Source organism: Ochrobactrum sp. SSR, from assembly GCF_030067775.1.
GTDB classification, from domain to species: Bacteria; Pseudomonadota; Alphaproteobacteria; order Rhizobiales; family Rhizobiaceae; genus Brucella; species Brucella teleogrylli.
In genome coordinates, this window is sequence record NZ_CP125969.1 from 1,012,766 (window position 1) to 1,028,947 (window position 16,182).

A 16,182-nucleotide genomic window follows, 5' to 3' on the forward strand; every position below is an offset into this window, starting at 1 on the left:
GATTTAATGGTGGCCACCAGCCACCCGGCCCGCCTTTTGACTATTGGCCGGTCGGTCATGCGGTTCGGTCTTGTCCTTGGCGTCTGAGCCGTCTTTCAGAATCGGCAGCGTCATTTCATCGACGATCTGACCGACGTGATCGATTTCCTCGCGGAAACTCGACAGCGACGAACCGGAGAGCTTTTCACCGGCATTGAGGCGCGCGGTCAGCGGGTCGACATATTGATCGCCGACTTTCAGCTCATAATAAAGATGCGGACCCGTGGAATAGCCGGTCGAGCCGACATAGGCGATGACTTCGCCCTGCTTGACATGCTGGCCGACGCGCAGTCCTTCCTTGGCCGATGAAAGATGCGCATAGGTGGTGCTGTAACCGCCCTGATGGCGGATACGCACATATTTGCCATAACCCTTCTGGTATGAAATCAGTTCCACGACGCCGTCGCCCGCAGCCACGATCGGCGAACCTATCGGTGCGTCGTAATCGACACCGTTATGATGCTTGCGGACGTGCAGAACCGGGTGGATACGCCAGCCGAAACCATCGTTCAGTCGCCCGTTCGGCAAAGGTTTGTGCATCAGATATTTGGTCATCGAGGAGCCATCCTCGTTGAAGTAGTCCGTGGCGCCGCCCTTGCCTTCGTGACGGTAGAGGCGCTTGCTTTTACCGTTGGTGGTGAATTCCACAAATACCAGTTCCGGGTCGGTTTCTGCGCTTTTCCTGAAAAGAAGGTCGATCAGATCCGGCGCATTGACGCCCTTCTCCAGCACGACACCGTTCTGTTCCGCAAGCTTCTCGACTTCACGCACGATTTCTCGTGGAGCGCCCGCCTGAACCAGCCTCGTTTCTATCGAGCCATTGCTGTTTTCCGCCGGAGCCGATGGATGATAGGCGCTCAGCATGGCATCGCGGGACAAACGCGCAAAAAGCCGCTCATTACCGGTCGAATGAAAGACACCGTCATCTGCCCGACCATAAACGGCCTTGTTGGCATTGCCGTGGTTGAAGCGGGCCAGCGAAACATGGGCGGCGGCATCGCTGCCGTCTTTCTTGTCGACCAGCAGTTCCAGATTGTCGCCCGGAAGCAATTCGGTGCGGGCCAGCGCTTCTTCCAATCTCTGACTGTCTTCGGCGGCGATCCCCGCGGCCTGCAAAAGCGCCTCTATTCGTTCCCGCGATTGCGGCGCAACGATGATTTCATGCACATCCGCCTTCTCATGGGCGGCGGGCTTGGCAAGGCTGACATTGACCGGAACGCCGCGCTCCAGTTCGGACAGCGGTTGCGCCGGTTCGCAACACTTGGCCGCTATTGTTGTTCCATCCATCGTATCGTCAATGGCGGGCCGCCTGGCGTCGCGGCCTTTCACATCCAGCACCACGTGCTGATAGGTATAAAGCCGCGCATCGCCATCCTCGACGCCTTCCGCGATATCGATGCGGCGCGACACGCGATGGCTTAAGTCATTAATCGCGGCGGGCACCAGCCGCGCATCTTTGGCTGCGGCGCGATGCCGGCGAACCAAGCTTGTCGGGCTGGCAAAAGCTGGCTGTGCGGCACGACCATGGCGCACAAGCCCGCCGGTCGCGAGTATCATCGCGCCACCGGCAATGACCGTGACGGAGGCCAGCGCGAGACAGAAGCGCATATGCGTATGCAAGGAAAAGCGAACCCAGCGCACCGGCCCAAGGCTACGATGTGATAACGGTTCCGCCTTCATATTTGTGCCAGCAGGTGCAAAGACGGACCCCAATGGGTTCACCGTCGCAACCGCAAGCTTGCGATGGAAGTATCCTGCCCTCGGGGCCATACCGACAATACTCTAGGTTCTCTGCAAATATCGGCGGAACTGATGCTGATAGAGCGGCCAAATTAAGACCTCCGGTGGAGGTTATCCACCGGAGGTAAATCACAAATTATTTATGATTGCTGGTCAGTCCCGCGCGCGGTTGCGGCGGTGCTGGGACAGTGTCGACCAGGAGTAGAGCGCAAGCCCCGCCCAGATCAGCACGAAAGCGCCAAGCTGCACGGTCGAAAACGGCTCGTGGAAGATGAAAATCGCGAAGAAAAACAACATGGTGGGCGTCATATACTGCATCAGCCCAAGCGTGGTGTAGCGCAGAAGTTTTGCACCGCCCGCATAAAGAATAAGCGGGATGGCGGTGAACGGACCGGCAAGCAGCAGGAGACCGACATTCGAAACCGGACCGGCGAAGAAATGGTCCTGACCAGTCGAGCCGAGCCATGCCACATAGGCGAGCGCCGGAATACACAGGATCAGCACTTCAAGCGTGAAGCCCTGCAATGGCTGCATCGGCAGTGATTTCCGGAAGAAGCCATAGAGACCGAAGGACACCGGCAAAGCGAGCGACACCCAAGGCAAGCCGCCGGCATTGAACGTGAGCAGCAGGACAGCTGCCGCGGCAAGGCCGACAGCGACATATTGCACCTTGCTCAACCGTTCACCGAGAAACAGGCCGCCCAGCACCACATTGAACAGTGGATTGATGTAATAACCAAGTGCTGCGCCCATGACCTGGTCATGCGCGACCGCCCAGACATAAATGGTCCAGTTTGCGGTGATAAGCGCTGCGGTCAGCGCCGCCATTGCGAGCATACGCGGCTGTCGAACTGCGTTGAGAATATCCTTGAATTGCCCAAGCGCGACCAGCAGCAGCAAAGCAACCGGCACCGACCAGATGACGCGGTGAGACACCACTTCCATAGCCGGAATATGGGCTACCATTTTCAGATAAAACGGCAATGCGCCCCAAAGCGCATAGGCGCCGAACGCCATGAGAAAACCTCTGGCCCCATCCGAAAGACGGGTATCGGACAGGGTCTCATCGGTCATTGTCTCTCTCCACTCGAAAGCAAATCCGCTTTTGAATAAATCGCATAGCAGATGACTTGTTCAGCCACTGCTATGCGCTTCTCAATACATAAAATCCATTCAATTAAACTGATTGAAGCATCAATCCTAGTGAATGATGGCGGTTATTCCGCAGCCGCAAGCCCGGCCATGGCGCGGTTTTTCATAAGTTTAAAATTCACGGAATCCATCAGCGCCTGAAATGAGGCATCGATGATATTGTCCGAAACGCCAACCGTGCGCCAGCGCGCGCCTGTGGCGTCGCCCGACTCGATCAGGACGCGCGTGATCGCCGCCGTACCGCCATTCAGGATACGCACCTTGAAGTCCACGAGTTCGAGATCTTCGATTTCCGCCTGATAGCGACCGAGATCCTTGCGCAGTGCAATGTCGAGTGCATTGACCGGGCCGTGGCCTTCGGCGACAGACATGCGCACTTCGCCATCGACCTCCACCTTGACCACCGCTTCCGACACGGTCTTCAGCATGCCATTGGCATCGAAACGGCGCTCGACGAGACAACGGAACGACTCGACCTTGAAGAATTCCGGCTGCGGATTGAGCATATTGCGCGCCAGAAGTTCGAAACTTGCATCCGCGCCCTCATAGGCATAGCCTTCCGCCTCGCGCTCCTTGACCAGCGTGATCAGCGTATCGAGGCGGACATCGTCTTTCGCAACGCGGATGCCGCGACGCTCCAGCTCGGCGATGAAATTAGACTTGCCACCCTGATCCGAAACCATGACGCGACGGCTGTTGCCGACCGTTTCCGGCGGAACATGTTCGTAGGTCTGCGGTTCCTTGAGCAAGGCCGAAGCATGGATGCCCGCTTTCGTCGCGAAAGCTGATGTGCCGGTATAAGGCGCCTGCTCGGTCGGCGGACGGTTCAAAATATCGTCAAACGCACGCGAAATACGGGTGATCGCCTTCAGCGAAGCCGGTTTGATGCCGAGTTCAAACCGCTCCGACCAGTATGGCTTGAGCAGCAGCGTCGGGATCAGCGAAACCAGATTGGCATTGCCGCAGCGCTCGCCAATACCGTTCAGCGTGCCTTGCACATGCCGCACACCGGCATCGATGGCGGCAAGCGAAACGGCAACGGCCTGTTCCGTGTCATTATGGGCGTGGATGCCGAGGCTTTCACCGGGCACCACGGCCTTCACCGCATTGACGATTTCGGCAATTTCATGCGGCTGCGTACCGCCATTGGTGTCACACAGCACAACCCAGCGTGCGCCCGCCGTATAAGCCGCCCTCGCGCATTCCAGCGCATAGTCCGGATTAGCCTTGTAGCCGTCAAAGAAGTGTTCGCAATCGACCAGCGCCTCACGGCCCGCCATACGCGCAGCCGTCACCGATGCCGTGATCGATTCCAGATTTTCCTCATTGGTGCAGCCAAGCGCCAGCCGCACATGATAGTCCCAGCTTTTGGCAACGAAACAAACAGCATCGGCGGAAGCCTGCAGTAGGCTCGACAGTCCCGGATCGTTCGACGCGGAAACACCAGCACGTTTGGTCATGCCGAAGGCGGTAAATTTCGACCGCGACGTCTGACGGCGCTTGAAAAAAGCCGTATCGGTCGGATTGGCGCCCGGATAGCCGCCCTCGACATAATCGACGCCCAGTTCCTCAAGCAGCGCGACAATCGACTTCTTGTCCTCGACAGAAAAATCAATGCCGGGGGTTTGCTGCCCGTCGCGCAAGGTCGTGTCGTAGATGTAGATGCGTTCGCGTGCCATAAATGCCTGCCTGTCGGTGGGTCTCTATTGGTTCAACGTTACCGTTGCGGCCAATTATCTGTGTCGTAGTCTGGATGCTGATAGGAAATCATCGTCCTGACAAATTCGATGCTCTCCGGATCGCGTTCGGTTGCATAGCCGGGAAGGTTTGCAAGTCCGCTCACATAAGGAAGCTGCTTTTCGATGCCCCATTGCACGGTCGGCTCCACTTCCTCCGGCGCATCGAACGCACCGATGGCGAGCGCGATGCCATCCGGCGCTTCATAGGTGAGCGGGGTTCCGCATTCCGGGCAGAACCCGCGTTGCACATGATTGGAAGAGCGAAAACGCTTGGGCTCGTTGCGCGTCCATTCCAGTTTTGCCTGCTCGACGGAAACCAGCGGCGCATAGAAATTGCCGAAAGCCTTCTGGCACATGCGGCAATGACAGATAGAGGCCGAACCCAAAGCGCCGTCGACGCGGAAACGCACCGCGCCGCATTGGCAGCCGCCGGTATAAATCGGCTTGTTATCGAGCGTCATGTGGTCCTCCCCAATCAAAAACGCTGTCAGCCTACCACATCCCACGTCGTCATGCGCTCGCCCGTGGCAGGATCCTTGCCATCCTTGAGCTGCACGCCTTCCGCGAGAAGCGCATCGCGGATGCGATCAGCTTCCGTGAAGTTCTTCTCCTTGATGAAGCGCAGGCGTTCCGTAATGCGCGCCTCAATGGCATCCGTATCGACATTCGCTTTGGCGAACACCGGCACATCCTCCGCCGTCACGAAGTAAGGATCGAGCAGGCCCATCAGCGCCATGCCCTCGCCCAATGTCGCAATATCCTTGTTCTTGAACGCCTTGCGCAATGCGGTGATCGCGACCCAGCTGTTCAGATCGTCGGACAGGGCTTCCGTCACTTCACCGATTGCGGTGAGCTTCTCTGGCGCCGCAAACTTTACATCACGCAGCAAACCATACCAGCGGCGCAGTTCGTCGGCTGATTCAGCCAGACGCTGTGCCGTCCAGTTGATCGGTTCGCGATAATGGGTTTGCAGCATCGACAGGCGCGCAGCCAGACCGACCCAGCGATCACGGATTGCGTTGTCGTCCCACGCACCCAGTTGCGGCAGGCCGCCATTCAGCACGTCACGAATGGTGATGAAATTGCCGAGCGATTTCGACATTTTCTGCCCTTCGACCTGCAGGAAGCCGTTATGCATCCAGATATTGGCCATCCGCTCGGTGCCGAATGCGCAGCAGGACTGCGCGATTTCGTTCTCGTGGTGCGGGAAGACCAGATCGATGCCGCCGCCATGAATATCAAAACGGTTCTTGTCCGGATCGTCGCATTTCAGTCCCCCGCCGAACGGCTCCAGAAGTTTGGCCATCGACATGGCCGAGCATTCGATATGCCAGCCCGGACGGCCGAGCGTCTCGATACCCGCGGGCGATGGCCAGCCCGGTTCGCCTCCCTTTGAAGGCTTCCACAGCACGAAATCCATCTCGTCACGCTTGTAGGAGGCAACGTCCACACGCGCACCCGCCAGCATTTCATCGAGCGAGCGGCGCGCCAGCGCGCCATAGCGCGGACCGCCGAACGTCTTGACGCGCTCGTTCATGGCGGAGGGCGAAAACAGCACGTGATCTTCTGCCACATAAGCGACGCCGATGGAGACCAGACGGTCAATCATCGCGCGCATTTCGTCCATATGCTCGGTCGCGCGCGGCTGAACACTCGGCGCCAGATTGCCGAGCGCCGTCACATCGGCCTGAAACTGCGCATTGGTGCTTTCCGTCACACGCCGGATGGCCTCGTTGAAAGGCAGCTTCGGATAATCGCGTGCGGCGCGCGCATTGATCTTGTCGTCAACGTCGGTGATGTTGCGCGCATAGGTAACGTGTTCGGAACCGTAAACCTGGCGTAAAAGCCGGAAAAGAATGTCGAAGACGATGACCGGGCGCGCATTGCCGATATGGGCAAAATCATAAACGGTGGGTCCGCAGACATACATGCGCACATTGTCGGCATCGATGGGGGAAAAATCCTCCTTCGTGCGGGTCAGCGTATTGTAAAGACGCAATTGCGGCGCATCAGCCATGGAACCATTCCCCAAAAAAAACCAGCAAATCCAAGTGAATTCAATGCACAACGGATCGCAGCCATCTGGCCGGGGCGTTATCATCCTGTTTTATGGAAGGGAGACGAAAACGGCCGGGCCAGCAGGCTGCTAGCCAATAATGATCGCACAAATACAAATGTTCGTGGTCGGCGTTTTCATGGCAGCACTTATCCCTGTCCGGCGAACGACAGTCAAGCGCTTTTGCTGGGGGGTGATTATTTTGCCAGGAATTGAGAGCGCCAAAATGTTGCATTTCTGCAACCCCGATAATCCTTGACGGGCGTTAACCGGATTACCCCAAAACCGGCCCCAAACAGCCTTCATTCGGTCTCAATCCATCACAAAATAGTGAGTGTAAATTACTTAGGCGTAACCGAAGTTCGGTTGGTTTTGGAAGCATTCGGGACCGAACGCTTCGGGGAAAGGAAGTAAAAATGTCTAAGAGTGAACTGCAACCGCGTCAGGACCGTCTGGTCGACAAGTATCGTGAAATTGGCCCCGCCGCGCTCGTCGCCGCCTTGATGACGGCAGCAAAGCGCAGCAGCGCAGGCCGTAACGACAATCGTCGTCAGTCTATACTGGCCACCAAAAAATTCGCCAAGTAAGCGGTAACGACCACTATTAAGTCGCGCAACGCGGTCAGAACATTGAAAGCTGACCGCCGGAACTGTCTTCGGGTTCCGCTTTGGCCTTGCGCTTTTGCGGTGCTTTCTGAGCTTCCATCGTTTCTTCGACACGCGTCTGCAGATCCGGCGTGGCGTTGCTCACCTTGTTGACCTTGTCCGAGACGGGTATAACCTCGAAAAAATCCTCCTGCACCGGGCGCATGATGTCCGCCACTTCGCGCGGCAAGTAGCGCTTGCAGTCGAGCCAGCGTGCAAAATCTTCGGGCTGCACCACCACCGGCATGCGTTCATGGATAGGACGCAGGAGTGCATTGGCGCTTGTCGTCAAAATGCCGCCCGTATCGATCTGCGACCCGTCGGCACCACTCCAGGTTTCGATCAGTGCACCGAAGGCGACCATGCCGCCATTGCGTGGGCGTACCCAATAGGCTTGCGCCTTGTTCTTCCCCTCGCGACGCCATTCATAAAAGCCGGAAGCCGGAACAAGCGCGCGACGATGATTCAGCGCGGCGCGAAACGAGTTCTTCTCGGCAGCTGTTTCCGAGCGGATATTGAACACCAACGACCAGTCATTCGGGTCTTTCACCCATGATGGCACAAAACCCCAGCGCACCAGCGTGCCCACCCGATCCGGGCGGTTACCGCCTACCGGAGGCATGTTGCCGACAAAACTGGAAAGAGACGGCGTTTCGCCCGCCACTATGGTCAGGATCGGCTGGGTCGGGGCGATATTATAGCGAGGAGGAAAATCCTCCGAGATCATGGCAGCCAGAAAGATCTCGAGTTCTTCCCGACTTGTCGTCAATGAAAAGCGTCCGCACATGGTGGCCATGTTCAGGTTTTTGTGCTGGTGGTCAAGACCGGTTTGCGATTGCCAAAACGCCGCAAGCCGATCATAGCTATTCCATGCCCACGATCCCCATCATTCCCGTTCCGCTTCATATTCATGGCGTTTCGCTGATCTGTCGTCGCGATGGCCGCTTTCTGCTGGTCGAACGCGGCAAGGAGCCGTGGAAAGGCTGGCTGGCTTTTCCGGGCGGAAGCATCGAAGCGGACGAGACGCCGGAACAGGCCGCCATTCGCGAGTTGAAGGAAGAAACTGCGCTCGATGTCAGCGCGCTTTCCCACGTCATCACCGTCGATCTGGCGCTGGAAGGCAAGGCCTATGAGAAAAGCTATTTCCTGTCGGTCTTTCGTGCGCTGGATATTTCAGGGCGCGAACAGGCCGGCGATGACGCTGCCGCGATCCATTGGCTAACGTTGGAAGAAATGGCCCATGCCCGCGTGACTGACAGCACGCTCGACGTCGCCCGCTCCGTTGCGGAAAGCGAAGATGGCTTGGGATATTGATCGGCCTCGTTTCATCCTGTTTGACAATCTGCCTTGAAGCAGCCCCTATTTCACGCAACAAGTGCATTTCATGTGAGAGGGTTTCCGATTGAAAGGCATGAAACTGTTCCGGTTCGCATTGTTGATGTGGGCAGGCGCAGCCGGTCCGGCTTTTGCGCAGGATGCGCCCTATGAGGGCAAGATGTTGCGGCTTGCCGAGGTTCTGGGCTCGCTGCACTATCTGCGTAACCTGTGCGGAGAAGCAGGCAGCGAATGGCGCGACCGCATGGACGCGATCATCGCCGCCGAGAAGCCGTCGGAGGGCGAAAGGGTGAGGATCGTTTCGAGCTTCAACCACGGATATCGCGTCTTCAGCGACAATTATACCAGCTGCACCCCTTCCGCGCTTGCGGCGATAGACCGCTATATGAAGGAAGGCGAAGGCTTGTCGAACGAGATCATCTCGCGCTATGGAAATTAACCAATCATACACTCTTATGCGGATTGCGGAGAATAGTCTCGTTCAAATCCGGTATAATCTGTTAACACTGTCTTAAGAAGGCAGGCAGGCCGCAAATGGATTGCGCTCCCGGAACACGGTGAGACATCCGCAAAACGGCAGAAAGGCGAAAGCCAGGATGAAGTCTATGGAACATGCACCGACCGATCTGGACGAGATGATCGCACGCGAGAAGAAACTCGTGGCTATCGAATATCAGAACGAGGCCTGGGCGGACGGTATTTCCGAAGGCATTGAGCCTGAAATCCTCGCCGAAGCTGCATTTACAACCGCGCTGACGGAACTGATCCGTGAGGCTGGCGACGATTGTGCGCTCGAACTGATCGAAAAGATGCGCGAACAGATCGAAGCTGGCGCTTTCCTGCCAGCACGCATCCTGCAATAGCTAAGCCATAACGTCGCCGGTCGAGGGGCAAGAACCGGCCGTTCCCACCAGTCGTCCTCCGACAACGCCGATGCATCCTGCAATCTGGAATTCCGTCCGACCGCTCGCGCTCGTCGCGAGCATGATGCTCGTCTCACTGCCCGCCTTAGCGGCAGCGGATCAATTGGCGTTTGTGGATCGTTCTGAATTCTTGACACTGCCAGCCTATCGCACCGCACCGGACGAACATCCGGCTTCGTCGCCGATACCGCTTCCCAATGCGCTGCCGCATCGGGTGCCCTCTGCAACACCGCAGAACGTGCCCGCCAGCCCTGCCCAACCGGTTGCCAAACCGATGCCGGAAGTGTTGCGCGATTTCGACAAACTGCCGCAGCCTGTCCGGCAAATGCGCGAGAAAATGCTCGCCGCCGCACAATCCGGCGATATCGAGCTGTTGCGCCCGCTGTTGGGCGAAGCCCACAACAGCACACAGTTTTCGCTGGAAGACCACGAAGAAGACGTCATCGAATTTCTGAAATCGCTGGCTGGAGATGCGGAAGGCCGCGAAATCCTCGCCATCATCGCCGACCTGCTTGGCACAGGTTATGTGCATGTGAATGCCGGAACGGATGATGAGGTTTATGTCTGGCCCTATTTCTACGCCATGCCGCTTGACAGGCTGACACCGTCGCAGACCGTCGAGCTTTTCCAGATCGTCACCGCCAGCGATTTCGAAGACATGAAAAAGGCAGGCGGCTATATTTTCTACAGCATCGGCATTGCGCCCGATGGAAGCTGGCGCTTTTTCACCGCCGGGGAATAATCACCCCACTGCCCCACGCGCGCGGCTTGGCGACTGGTCATAGATGCGCTGCCAGGCACGGCGAAACTGCCGCGCCGAGGCGAAGCCGGATTTTTCAGCCACATTCTCGATATCGAGACCTGAATTAAGCAGCATTTCGCGGGCCAGACCAACTTTCAGCCGGTTGACGTAATCCGTCACGCTCATGCCAGCATGTTCATTGAACAGCCGCGAGAGATTGCGCGGGCTCGCGCCACTCACATCGGCAAGCTTTTCGACGGGCCATGCTCCGGCGGGGTCCGCTGCGATGGCGTCCTGCGCACGGTGCACGACGGGGTTCATGTGGTTACGCCCTTCAAGCCAGGGCGAAAGCTGCGGATCGCCGCCGCTACGCCGGAGGTAAACAACCAGATAGCGCGCCACCGACAAGGCGACTGCGTGGCTGGTCAAATCGGCCACGACTTGCAGCATCAGGTCGATCCCGGCGGTAATACCCGCACTGGTCAGCCGTTCGCCATCTTCAACGAAAAGCCGGTTTTGCAGCACTTTTGCGGTTGGCGCTGACTTTTCCAGTTCTGTAATGGCCATATGGTGCGTCGTGCAGACATAGCCATCGAGCAGCCCTGCCCGCGCCGCCAGCAAGGCGCCGGAGCAGATCGTGACCAGCCGAACACCGGGGCAGACGACACGCTTCAGCCAGCCGATAATTTCATTCTCAAAGACGGCGTCTTCATCGCGGCTGGCAACCGACCCGCCAAGCGGCATATCCGTGGAACCGGACACGATCACCAGCGAACCCTGCGGCACGCTATCCGGCAGCGGTTCGACGCCAGTTACTGCCAGACCGATGGAACTGTGAACAGTGCCGAGCGGCCCGACATAATGCACCGCAAATTCGACCTTGTCCTGATCGAGATTCGCCTTGCGCAACACTTCCAGCGGTCCTGCCACGTCCAGCAAAAGCAGACGTGGCGGAACGATGACATAGACGGGAATGATTTGCTTGCCTTCTGTCGGTTGGGTCATGCGGCCTTCCGTTCCTGCTGGCCAGCCAGCGCTTCTTCCACCGTGGCGATACGGGCGAAGCGATTGGCCAGCACGAGTTCAGTGCGCGCGCAGATCTCGGCAGCGCTCCATTCATGGCCCATTGCGTCGGTCATTGGGAAAGTCAGGGTCGCCTCGCCGACGAAATCGACCGTATAGCCCAGATCGGACGCCTGCCGGGTGGTAGTTTCGCAGCACTGTTCCGTGCGAATGCCGGAAACGATCATCCGGCGAATACCGTTTGCTACCAGCCATACATCGAGACCGGTGCCGACCAGCGCACTGTGACGACGCTTACGGAACACCGCATCCGGCGTGAAGGAGAGCGGCGCGAGTGTGCGGACGTGGCCCGATGCTTCGGCGAAGTTGCCGCTTTCTTCCGTGTGGAAAATCTGCACAACCGGAATGCCCGCCTGCTTTGCGCCATCAATCAGCTTTTGCTGGCGCTCGACATAGGCGGCCACATCGGCCTCACGATAATAAGGCTGGTGCCGGAAGGATTCCTGCGCATCGACGACAAGCAGAACGGTATCTTGAGCGGACATTTTTGTTCTCCTACGGTGTGAATATAGGAGAGAATTTACGCCGTATAGACTGGAGCGAAAGATAGATGCCGGACAAAGATGGGACAAATCACGCCATTCGTTCGAACGGCGTGAAAACCCATTATCCGCGCGGCAGAGCTTCGATAAATTCGACCGGCTCGCCCTGATGCGGGTTCACGATTTCTGCGTCCCACATCACCTTGATGCCGCGAACGATTGTCCCGACCGGCCAGCCGGTGACGGTCTTGCCGTGGTAAGGCGTCCAGCCAGCTTTTGAGCCTGCTTGTTCATGCGTGATGGTTTCGCGGCGCTTCATGTCCACAATGGTCAGATCGGCATCATAGCCGACAGCGATGCGGCCCTTGCGCGACATGCCGAAAATACGGTTCGGGCCGTGGCTCGACAGATCAACGAAGCGCTCCAGCGACAGTTTGCCCGCATTCACATGGTCGAGCATGATCGGCACCAGCGTCTGCACGCCGGTCATGCCGGATGGCGAGGCCGGGTAAGGCTTCTGTTTTTCTTCCAGCGTATGCGGGGCATGGTCGGAGCCCAGCACATCGACGATACCCTGATCGATACCCTTCCAGATGCCGTCGCGGTGGCGTTTGTCGCGCACCGGCGGGTTCATCTGGATGAGATTGCCCAGCGTCTTGTATTCATCGGCGGAAAGCGTCAGGTGATGCGGGGTTGCTTCGCAGGTCGCAACATCTTTATGCGCTTGCAGAAAGTCGATTTCCTCAGCCGTGGAGATATGCAGCACATGAATGCGTGCGCCGGTTTCATGCGCAATGCGCACCAGACGTTCCGTGCATTGCAGCGCGGCAATTTCATCGCGCCAGACCGGATGGCTGGACGGATCGCCCTGCACGCGCAGACCTTCGCGCTGCTTGAGGCGGAATTCGTCTTCCGAATGGAAGGCAGCGCGGCGGCGCGTATTTTTCAGGATGGAGCGAACGCCGTCATCGTCTTCAACCAGCAGATCGCCGGTCGAGGAACCCATGAACACCTTGATGCCTGCGGCGCCCGGAAGGCGCTCCAGTTCGGCAACGTCCTTCGCATTGTCGCGTGTGCCGCCGACCCAAAAGGCGAAATCGCAATGCATGCGGTGGCGTCCGCGACGGATCTTGTCTTCCAGCGTTTCGACGGTCGTGGTCAGCGGCTTGGTGTTCGGCATTTCAAAGACAGCCGTAACCCCGCCCAGCACGGCAGCGCGGGAACCGGTTTCGAGATCTTCCTTATGCTCCAGACCCGGCTCGCGGAAATGAACCTGGCTGTCCACGACGCCCGGCAGGATATGCAGGCCGGTGCAGACGATCACTTCGCCTGCCGACGCCTGCCCCAGAGAGCCTATAGCGGCAATACGCCCGTTGCGAATACCGATATCGCGCTGCCCGGTGCCGTCATGATTGACGAGGGTTGCGCCTTTCAGAATCGTGTCGAACGTCTCGGCCATTGTGCTCTCCTACGCTGCTGATGGGACTTGCGAGCCTTTCCAATGGGGATTACGTAACGAAGGCGCGAAACGCAAGGAAGAAGCGATGACAACGGCAGCCGAAACGATCAATCTTTCCAACAGAGCACTGGTCCACATCACCGGCGAAGACGCGGAAAAGTTTTTGCAGGCCGTAATCACGACCAATCTCGACAAGCTCGGCTCAGACGAAGCCAAACCCGGTGCGCTGCTGACGCCGCAGGGGAAAATCCTGTTCGATTTCCTTGTCTCGCGTATTGAAAACGGCCTGCGCTTCGAGATGCCCGCAAGCATTGCAGCTGATTTCTGCAAGCGCATGACATTCTATCGCCTGCGCGCCAAAGCGGAAATTACACAATTGCCGGAACCACTTGTCAGCGTTTCCTGGCAAACTGATTCCTCTCCTTCACAAGATGATTCAACAAAACGCGATTCCCGCTTTCCGGCTGAGTTGAACGTGCTTCGCACCTATGGTCAGGCCGGTGAAAATGCCGACGCATCGGCTTGGACGAAGCTGCGCGCCGAATATGGTATCGCAGAAGGCGAAGCCGATTTTGCCTATAGCGATGTGTTTCCGCATGACGTCAATTTCGACCAGATCGGCGGCGTCACCTTCCCGAAGGGATGCTTCATCGGACAGGAAGTCGTCTCGCGTATGCAGCATCGCGGCACGCCGCGACGCCGGGTTCTGGTCGCCAAGTCGGAAGGCAATCTGCCGCCGCTCGGCACACCTATTACGGCAGACGGACGTGAAGTCGGCAATCTCGGCAGTTCTGCAAATGGCGTCGGCATCGCGCTTGTGCGCATCGACCGCGTCAAGAACGCAATGGATGCAGGCACGCCCCTGCTCGCTGGCGAAACACCGCTAGAACTGAGCCTCCCGCCTCATGTTCGGTTCGGCTTCCCGGAAATCGAAGCAGGCAACGCCTGATGGCGGCGGCGGATCAATCATCCGGCAAAGCGCGCGCCTGGCAACGCATGTTGTCGGGCCGCAGGCTGGACCTGCTCGACCCCTCGCCGCTCGATGTGGAAATCGAAGACATTGCGCATGGCCTCGCCCGTGTGGCGCGCTGGAATGGACAGACCATCGGCGAGCATGCGTTTTCCGTTGCCCAGCACTCCCTGCTGGTGGAAAAGATATTCAATCGCCTCGTGCCCGATGCAAGCGTCGAATGGCAAATCCTGACGTTGCTACATGACGCGCCGGAATATGTCATCGGCGACATGATCTCGCCGTTCAAGGCGGTGATGGGGGCAATTACAAGCTGATTGAAACACGTCTGCAAACCGCCATTCACCACCGCTTTTCCCTGCCTGCAACATTGTCCGCAAAGCTGAAACCGCTGGTAAAACGCGCCGATCAGATTGCCGCGTTTTTCGAAGCCACGCGACTGGCCGGTTTCAGCGAAGGGGAAGCCATCAAATATTTCGGTCGCCCGCGCGGCTTCGATCCAGCCAATCTGGACCTGACCCCACGCCCGACGCAAAACGTGCAGAATGATTTTCTGGCGCGCTTCGCCTTGCTGGAAGAAAAGCGCAAGAGCGGCTCATGACGCTGATCGCCGTCAGCCCCCTCTCCCAACTGGCTCTACAGCTTGAGCATCACCGGCCAAGCCATGTCGTAACGCTGACTAGCGGGGAAGTTCCTGCATTGCCGGAAAGCGATGCTATGCGGCGTCTGGTGCTGACATTCAACGACATTACCGAACCGCGCGAAGGCATGGTCGCGCCAGACACGAGCCACGTGCAAGCCTTGCTCGGCTTTGTGCGCGCATGGCCCAAAAACGCGCCGCTGCTCATCCATTGCTATGCGGGCATTTCCCGTTCAACCGCAGCCGCCTATATCGCGGCCCTAGCGCTCAATCCGCAAAGCGACGAAGCAGGGCTGGCAAACGAATTGCGGAAGCGGTCGCCTTCCGCCACGCCGAATATCCGCCTGATCGAGATTGCAGATGAGATTCTGGGACGTAATGGTCGGATGGCTGCTGCGATCAAATTGATCGGTCGTGGTGCAGAAGCGTTTGAAGGCGAGGTTTTCAACCTGCCTGTCCGCGTTTAAGCGCGTTCAAAAAGCCGCCACGAGAATCGGGCGGCGTCTGCGCGCGTGGCTCCCAGACATGGCGCAAGAAAAAATAGCCCGTCATCTTGAACGCATGGTCGATGTCTTCATAAGACGACGCACGCACCGCCGTATCATTGACGAAAGCAGGCAAGGCCAGAAGCTTGTCGGCCCAAGGCGCGCCAGCCTCGCGACAAACGGCACGGCCGGATTTCGGCGAGACATAGATCAGCTCTTCACGGCGGCCCGTGGCGGCGCATTCCTTGAGATCTAGGCCGAAGCCCAGTTCTTCCAGCATCATGACTTCAAACCGCAGCAGCAATTCGCCGGATGCGAGCGGATCGTCAAAATGCTCGATGATCAGCCGCAGCGTTTCATAAAGTCCGCGATGGGCGTCGCGTTCCGGCAAGAGCCGCAAATGCGAGGCTGCAAGCTGGATGCCATAAAGCGCGACAGGCGTTTCAATGAGCCGGGCTGCGGCAAAGCCCAGCGGCTCAATAGTGAAACTGCCCATATGCTCGTCCAGCCGCGCCCACCAGCCGATATCGACATGGTTGCCGGGCTGGAGCAGCGGCTGCATGCGGCGGGATCGCCCGCCGCGCACCATGCCCAGATGTCGGCCATGTTCACGGGTCATCACTTCGACAATGGCGCTGGTTTCACCATGACGACGTGTGCCCAGAATTATGCCTTCATCATGCCATTCCATAG

General features: G+C 58.1%; 17 protein-coding genes and 1 pseudogene. 8 read left to right on the top strand and 10 right to left on the bottom strand.

Annotated elements, in window-relative coordinates; translation table 11 throughout:
- Window positions 1–3: 3 nt before the first annotated feature.
- From QLQ11_RS04865 to cysS, 5 genes are all read right to left on the bottom strand, one after another.
- Window positions 4–1,809, bottom strand: a complete 1,806-nt coding sequence (locus tag QLQ11_RS04865) for a M23 family metallopeptidase (protein WP_371835925.1) — start codon at window positions 1,807–1,809, stop codon at window positions 4–6.
- 123 nt (window positions 1,810–1,932) lie between these two features.
- On the bottom strand, window positions 1,933–2,853 hold the full coding sequence (gene rarD, locus QLQ11_RS04870) for an EamA family transporter RarD (protein ID WP_109368664.1): 921 nt from the start codon (window positions 2,851–2,853) through the stop codon (window positions 1,933–1,935).
- 143 nt (window positions 2,854–2,996) lie between these two features.
- Window positions 2,997–4,610, bottom strand: coding sequence for a citramalate synthase (cimA, locus tag QLQ11_RS04875; RefSeq protein WP_109368663.1), 1,614 nt, complete (start codon window positions 4,608–4,610; stop codon window positions 2,997–2,999).
- Between the two features lie 38 nt (window positions 4,611–4,648).
- On the bottom strand, window positions 4,649–5,131 hold the full coding sequence (locus tag QLQ11_RS04880) for a GFA family protein (RefSeq protein WP_124915594.1): 483 nt from the start codon (window positions 5,129–5,131) through the stop codon (window positions 4,649–4,651).
- 26 nt (window positions 5,132–5,157) lie between these two features.
- Window positions 5,158–6,687: a cysteine--tRNA ligase gene (cysS, locus tag QLQ11_RS04885; RefSeq protein WP_283735785.1), complete on the bottom strand. Its 1,530-nt coding sequence runs from the start codon at window positions 6,685–6,687 to the stop codon at window positions 5,158–5,160.
- 455 nt (window positions 6,688–7,142) lie between these two features.
- Here cysS and QLQ11_RS04890 point away from each other — a divergent pair, with 455 nt between their 5' ends.
- On the top strand, window positions 7,143–7,313 hold the full coding sequence (locus QLQ11_RS04890) for a hydrolase (protein WP_124915650.1): 171 nt from the start codon (window positions 7,143–7,145) through the stop codon (window positions 7,311–7,313).
- A gap of 34 nt (window positions 7,314–7,347) precedes the next feature.
- Here QLQ11_RS04890 and QLQ11_RS04895 read toward each other — a convergent pair whose 3' ends face one another.
- Entirely contained in the window at window positions 7,348–8,157 is an 810-nt protein-coding gene (locus QLQ11_RS04895) for an SOS response-associated peptidase (RefSeq protein ID WP_121535601.1), read from the bottom strand.
- 83 nt (window positions 8,158–8,240) lie between these two features.
- Here QLQ11_RS04895 and QLQ11_RS04900 point away from each other — a divergent pair, with 83 nt between their 5' ends.
- The 4 genes from QLQ11_RS04900 to QLQ11_RS04915 all read left to right on the top strand — a co-directional run bounded on the left by QLQ11_RS04900 (window position 8,241) and on the right by QLQ11_RS04915 (window position 10,370).
- Window positions 8,241–8,684, top strand: coding sequence for an NUDIX hydrolase (locus QLQ11_RS04900; protein WP_124915592.1), 444 nt, complete (start codon window positions 8,241–8,243; stop codon window positions 8,682–8,684).
- A gap of 97 nt (window positions 8,685–8,781) precedes the next feature.
- Entirely contained in the window at window positions 8,782–9,144 is a 363-nt protein-coding gene (locus QLQ11_RS04905) for a TIGR02301 family protein (RefSeq protein ID WP_109368659.1), read from the top strand.
- 166 nt (window positions 9,145–9,310) lie between these two features.
- Window positions 9,311–9,568, top strand: a complete 258-nt coding sequence (locus tag QLQ11_RS04910) for a hypothetical protein (RefSeq protein WP_171318934.1) — start codon at window positions 9,311–9,313, stop codon at window positions 9,566–9,568.
- A gap of 70 nt (window positions 9,569–9,638) precedes the next feature.
- Window positions 9,639–10,370, top strand: a complete 732-nt coding sequence (locus tag QLQ11_RS04915; RefSeq protein WP_109368657.1) for a hypothetical protein — start codon at window positions 9,639–9,641, stop codon at window positions 10,368–10,370.
- On the opposite strand, the gene QLQ11_RS04920 is transcribed toward QLQ11_RS04915, so the two are convergent.
- The 3 genes from QLQ11_RS04920 to QLQ11_RS04930 all read right to left on the bottom strand — a co-directional run bounded on the left by QLQ11_RS04920 (window position 10,371) and on the right by QLQ11_RS04930 (window position 13,394).
- Window positions 10,371–11,375 carry a GlxA family transcriptional regulator gene (locus QLQ11_RS04920; RefSeq protein WP_124915591.1) on the bottom strand — a complete coding sequence of 335 codons (1,005 nt, stop codon included), beginning with the start codon at window positions 11,373–11,375 and terminating at the stop codon, window positions 10,371–10,373.
- A complete protein-coding gene (locus tag QLQ11_RS04925) occupies window positions 11,372–11,938 on the bottom strand; it encodes an isochorismatase family protein (RefSeq protein ID WP_371835926.1) in 567 nt (188 codons plus the stop codon). The genes QLQ11_RS04920 and QLQ11_RS04925 overlap by 4 nt, the downstream gene beginning before the upstream one ends.
- Window positions 11,939–12,059: 121 nt before the next feature.
- Window positions 12,060–13,394 carry a dihydroorotase gene (locus QLQ11_RS04930; RefSeq protein WP_124915589.1) on the bottom strand — a complete coding sequence of 445 codons (1,335 nt, stop codon included), beginning with the start codon at window positions 13,392–13,394 and terminating at the stop codon, window positions 12,060–12,062.
- Here QLQ11_RS04930 and QLQ11_RS04935 point away from each other — a divergent pair.
- From QLQ11_RS04935 to QLQ11_RS04945, 3 genes and pseudogenes are all read left to right on the top strand, one after another.
- Window positions 13,393–14,343 carry a folate-binding protein YgfZ gene (locus tag QLQ11_RS04935; protein WP_124915649.1) on the top strand — a complete coding sequence of 317 codons (951 nt, stop codon included), beginning with the start codon at window positions 13,393–13,395 and terminating at the stop codon, window positions 14,341–14,343. The genes QLQ11_RS04930 and QLQ11_RS04935 overlap by 2 nt on opposite strands.
- A pseudogene (locus tag QLQ11_RS04940) lies at window positions 14,343–14,965 on the top strand (YfbR-like 5'-deoxynucleotidase). The gene QLQ11_RS04935 and the pseudogene QLQ11_RS04940 overlap by 1 nt, the downstream one beginning before the upstream one ends.
- Window positions 14,962–15,471, top strand: coding sequence for a tyrosine phosphatase family protein (locus QLQ11_RS04945; protein ID WP_109368652.1), 510 nt, complete (start codon window positions 14,962–14,964; stop codon window positions 15,469–15,471). The pseudogene QLQ11_RS04940 and the gene QLQ11_RS04945 overlap by 4 nt, the downstream one beginning before the upstream one ends.
- On the opposite strand, the gene recO is transcribed toward QLQ11_RS04945, so the two are convergent.
- The gene (gene recO / locus QLQ11_RS04950) at window positions 15,449–16,180 is read right to left on the bottom strand and encodes a DNA repair protein RecO (protein ID WP_078340715.1); all 732 of its coding nucleotides are present in this window, start codon (window positions 16,178–16,180) and stop codon (window positions 15,449–15,451) included. The genes QLQ11_RS04945 and recO overlap by 23 nt on opposite strands.
- Window positions 16,181–16,182: the final 2 nt, after the last annotated feature.

What these genes read in the sequence shown, in the direction of transcription:
- QLQ11_RS04865 (WP_371835925.1), bottom strand. Translation starts at nt 1,809, where the DNA reads ATGGCCCCGAGGGCAGGATACTTCCATCGCAAGCTTGCGGTTGCGACG.
- rarD (WP_109368664.1), bottom strand. Translation starts at nt 2,853, where the DNA reads ATGACCGATGAGACCCTGTCCGATACCCGTCTTTCGGATGGGGCCAGA.
- cimA (WP_109368663.1), bottom strand. Translation starts at nt 4,610, where the DNA reads ATGGCACGCGAACGCATCTACATCTACGACACGACCTTGCGCGACGGG.
- QLQ11_RS04880 (WP_124915594.1), bottom strand. Translation starts at nt 5,131, where the DNA reads ATGACGCTCGATAACAAGCCGATTTATACCGGCGGCTGCCAATGCGGC.
- cysS (WP_283735785.1), bottom strand. Translation starts at nt 6,687, where the DNA reads ATGGCTGATGCGCCGCAATTGCGTCTTTACAATACGCTGACCCGCACG.
- QLQ11_RS04890 (WP_124915650.1), top strand. Translation starts at nt 7,143, where the DNA reads ATGTCTAAGAGTGAACTGCAACCGCGTCAGGACCGTCTGGTCGACAAG.
- QLQ11_RS04895 (WP_121535601.1), bottom strand. Translation starts at nt 8,157, where the DNA reads ATGTGCGGACGCTTTTCATTGACGACAAGTCGGGAAGAACTCGAGATC.
- QLQ11_RS04900 (WP_124915592.1), top strand. Translation starts at nt 8,241, where the DNA reads ATGCCCACGATCCCCATCATTCCCGTTCCGCTTCATATTCATGGCGTT.
- QLQ11_RS04905 (WP_109368659.1), top strand. Translation starts at nt 8,782, where the DNA reads ATGAAACTGTTCCGGTTCGCATTGTTGATGTGGGCAGGCGCAGCCGGT.
- QLQ11_RS04910 (WP_171318934.1), top strand. Translation starts at nt 9,311, where the DNA reads ATGGAACATGCACCGACCGATCTGGACGAGATGATCGCACGCGAGAAG.
- QLQ11_RS04915 (WP_109368657.1), top strand. Translation starts at nt 9,639, where the DNA reads ATGCATCCTGCAATCTGGAATTCCGTCCGACCGCTCGCGCTCGTCGCG.
- QLQ11_RS04920 (WP_124915591.1), bottom strand. Translation starts at nt 11,375, where the DNA reads ATGACCCAACCGACAGAAGGCAAGCAAATCATTCCCGTCTATGTCATC.
- QLQ11_RS04925 (WP_371835926.1), bottom strand. Translation starts at nt 11,938, where the DNA reads ATGTCCGCTCAAGATACCGTTCTGCTTGTCGTCGATGCGCAGGAATCC.
- QLQ11_RS04930 (WP_124915589.1), bottom strand. Translation starts at nt 13,394, where the DNA reads ATGGCCGAGACGTTCGACACGATTCTGAAAGGCGCAACCCTCGTCAAT.
- QLQ11_RS04945 (WP_109368652.1), top strand. Translation starts at nt 14,962, where the DNA reads ATGACGCTGATCGCCGTCAGCCCCCTCTCCCAACTGGCTCTACAGCTT.
- recO (WP_078340715.1), bottom strand. Translation starts at nt 16,180, where the DNA reads ATGGAATGGCATGATGAAGGCATAATTCTGGGCACACGTCGTCATGGT.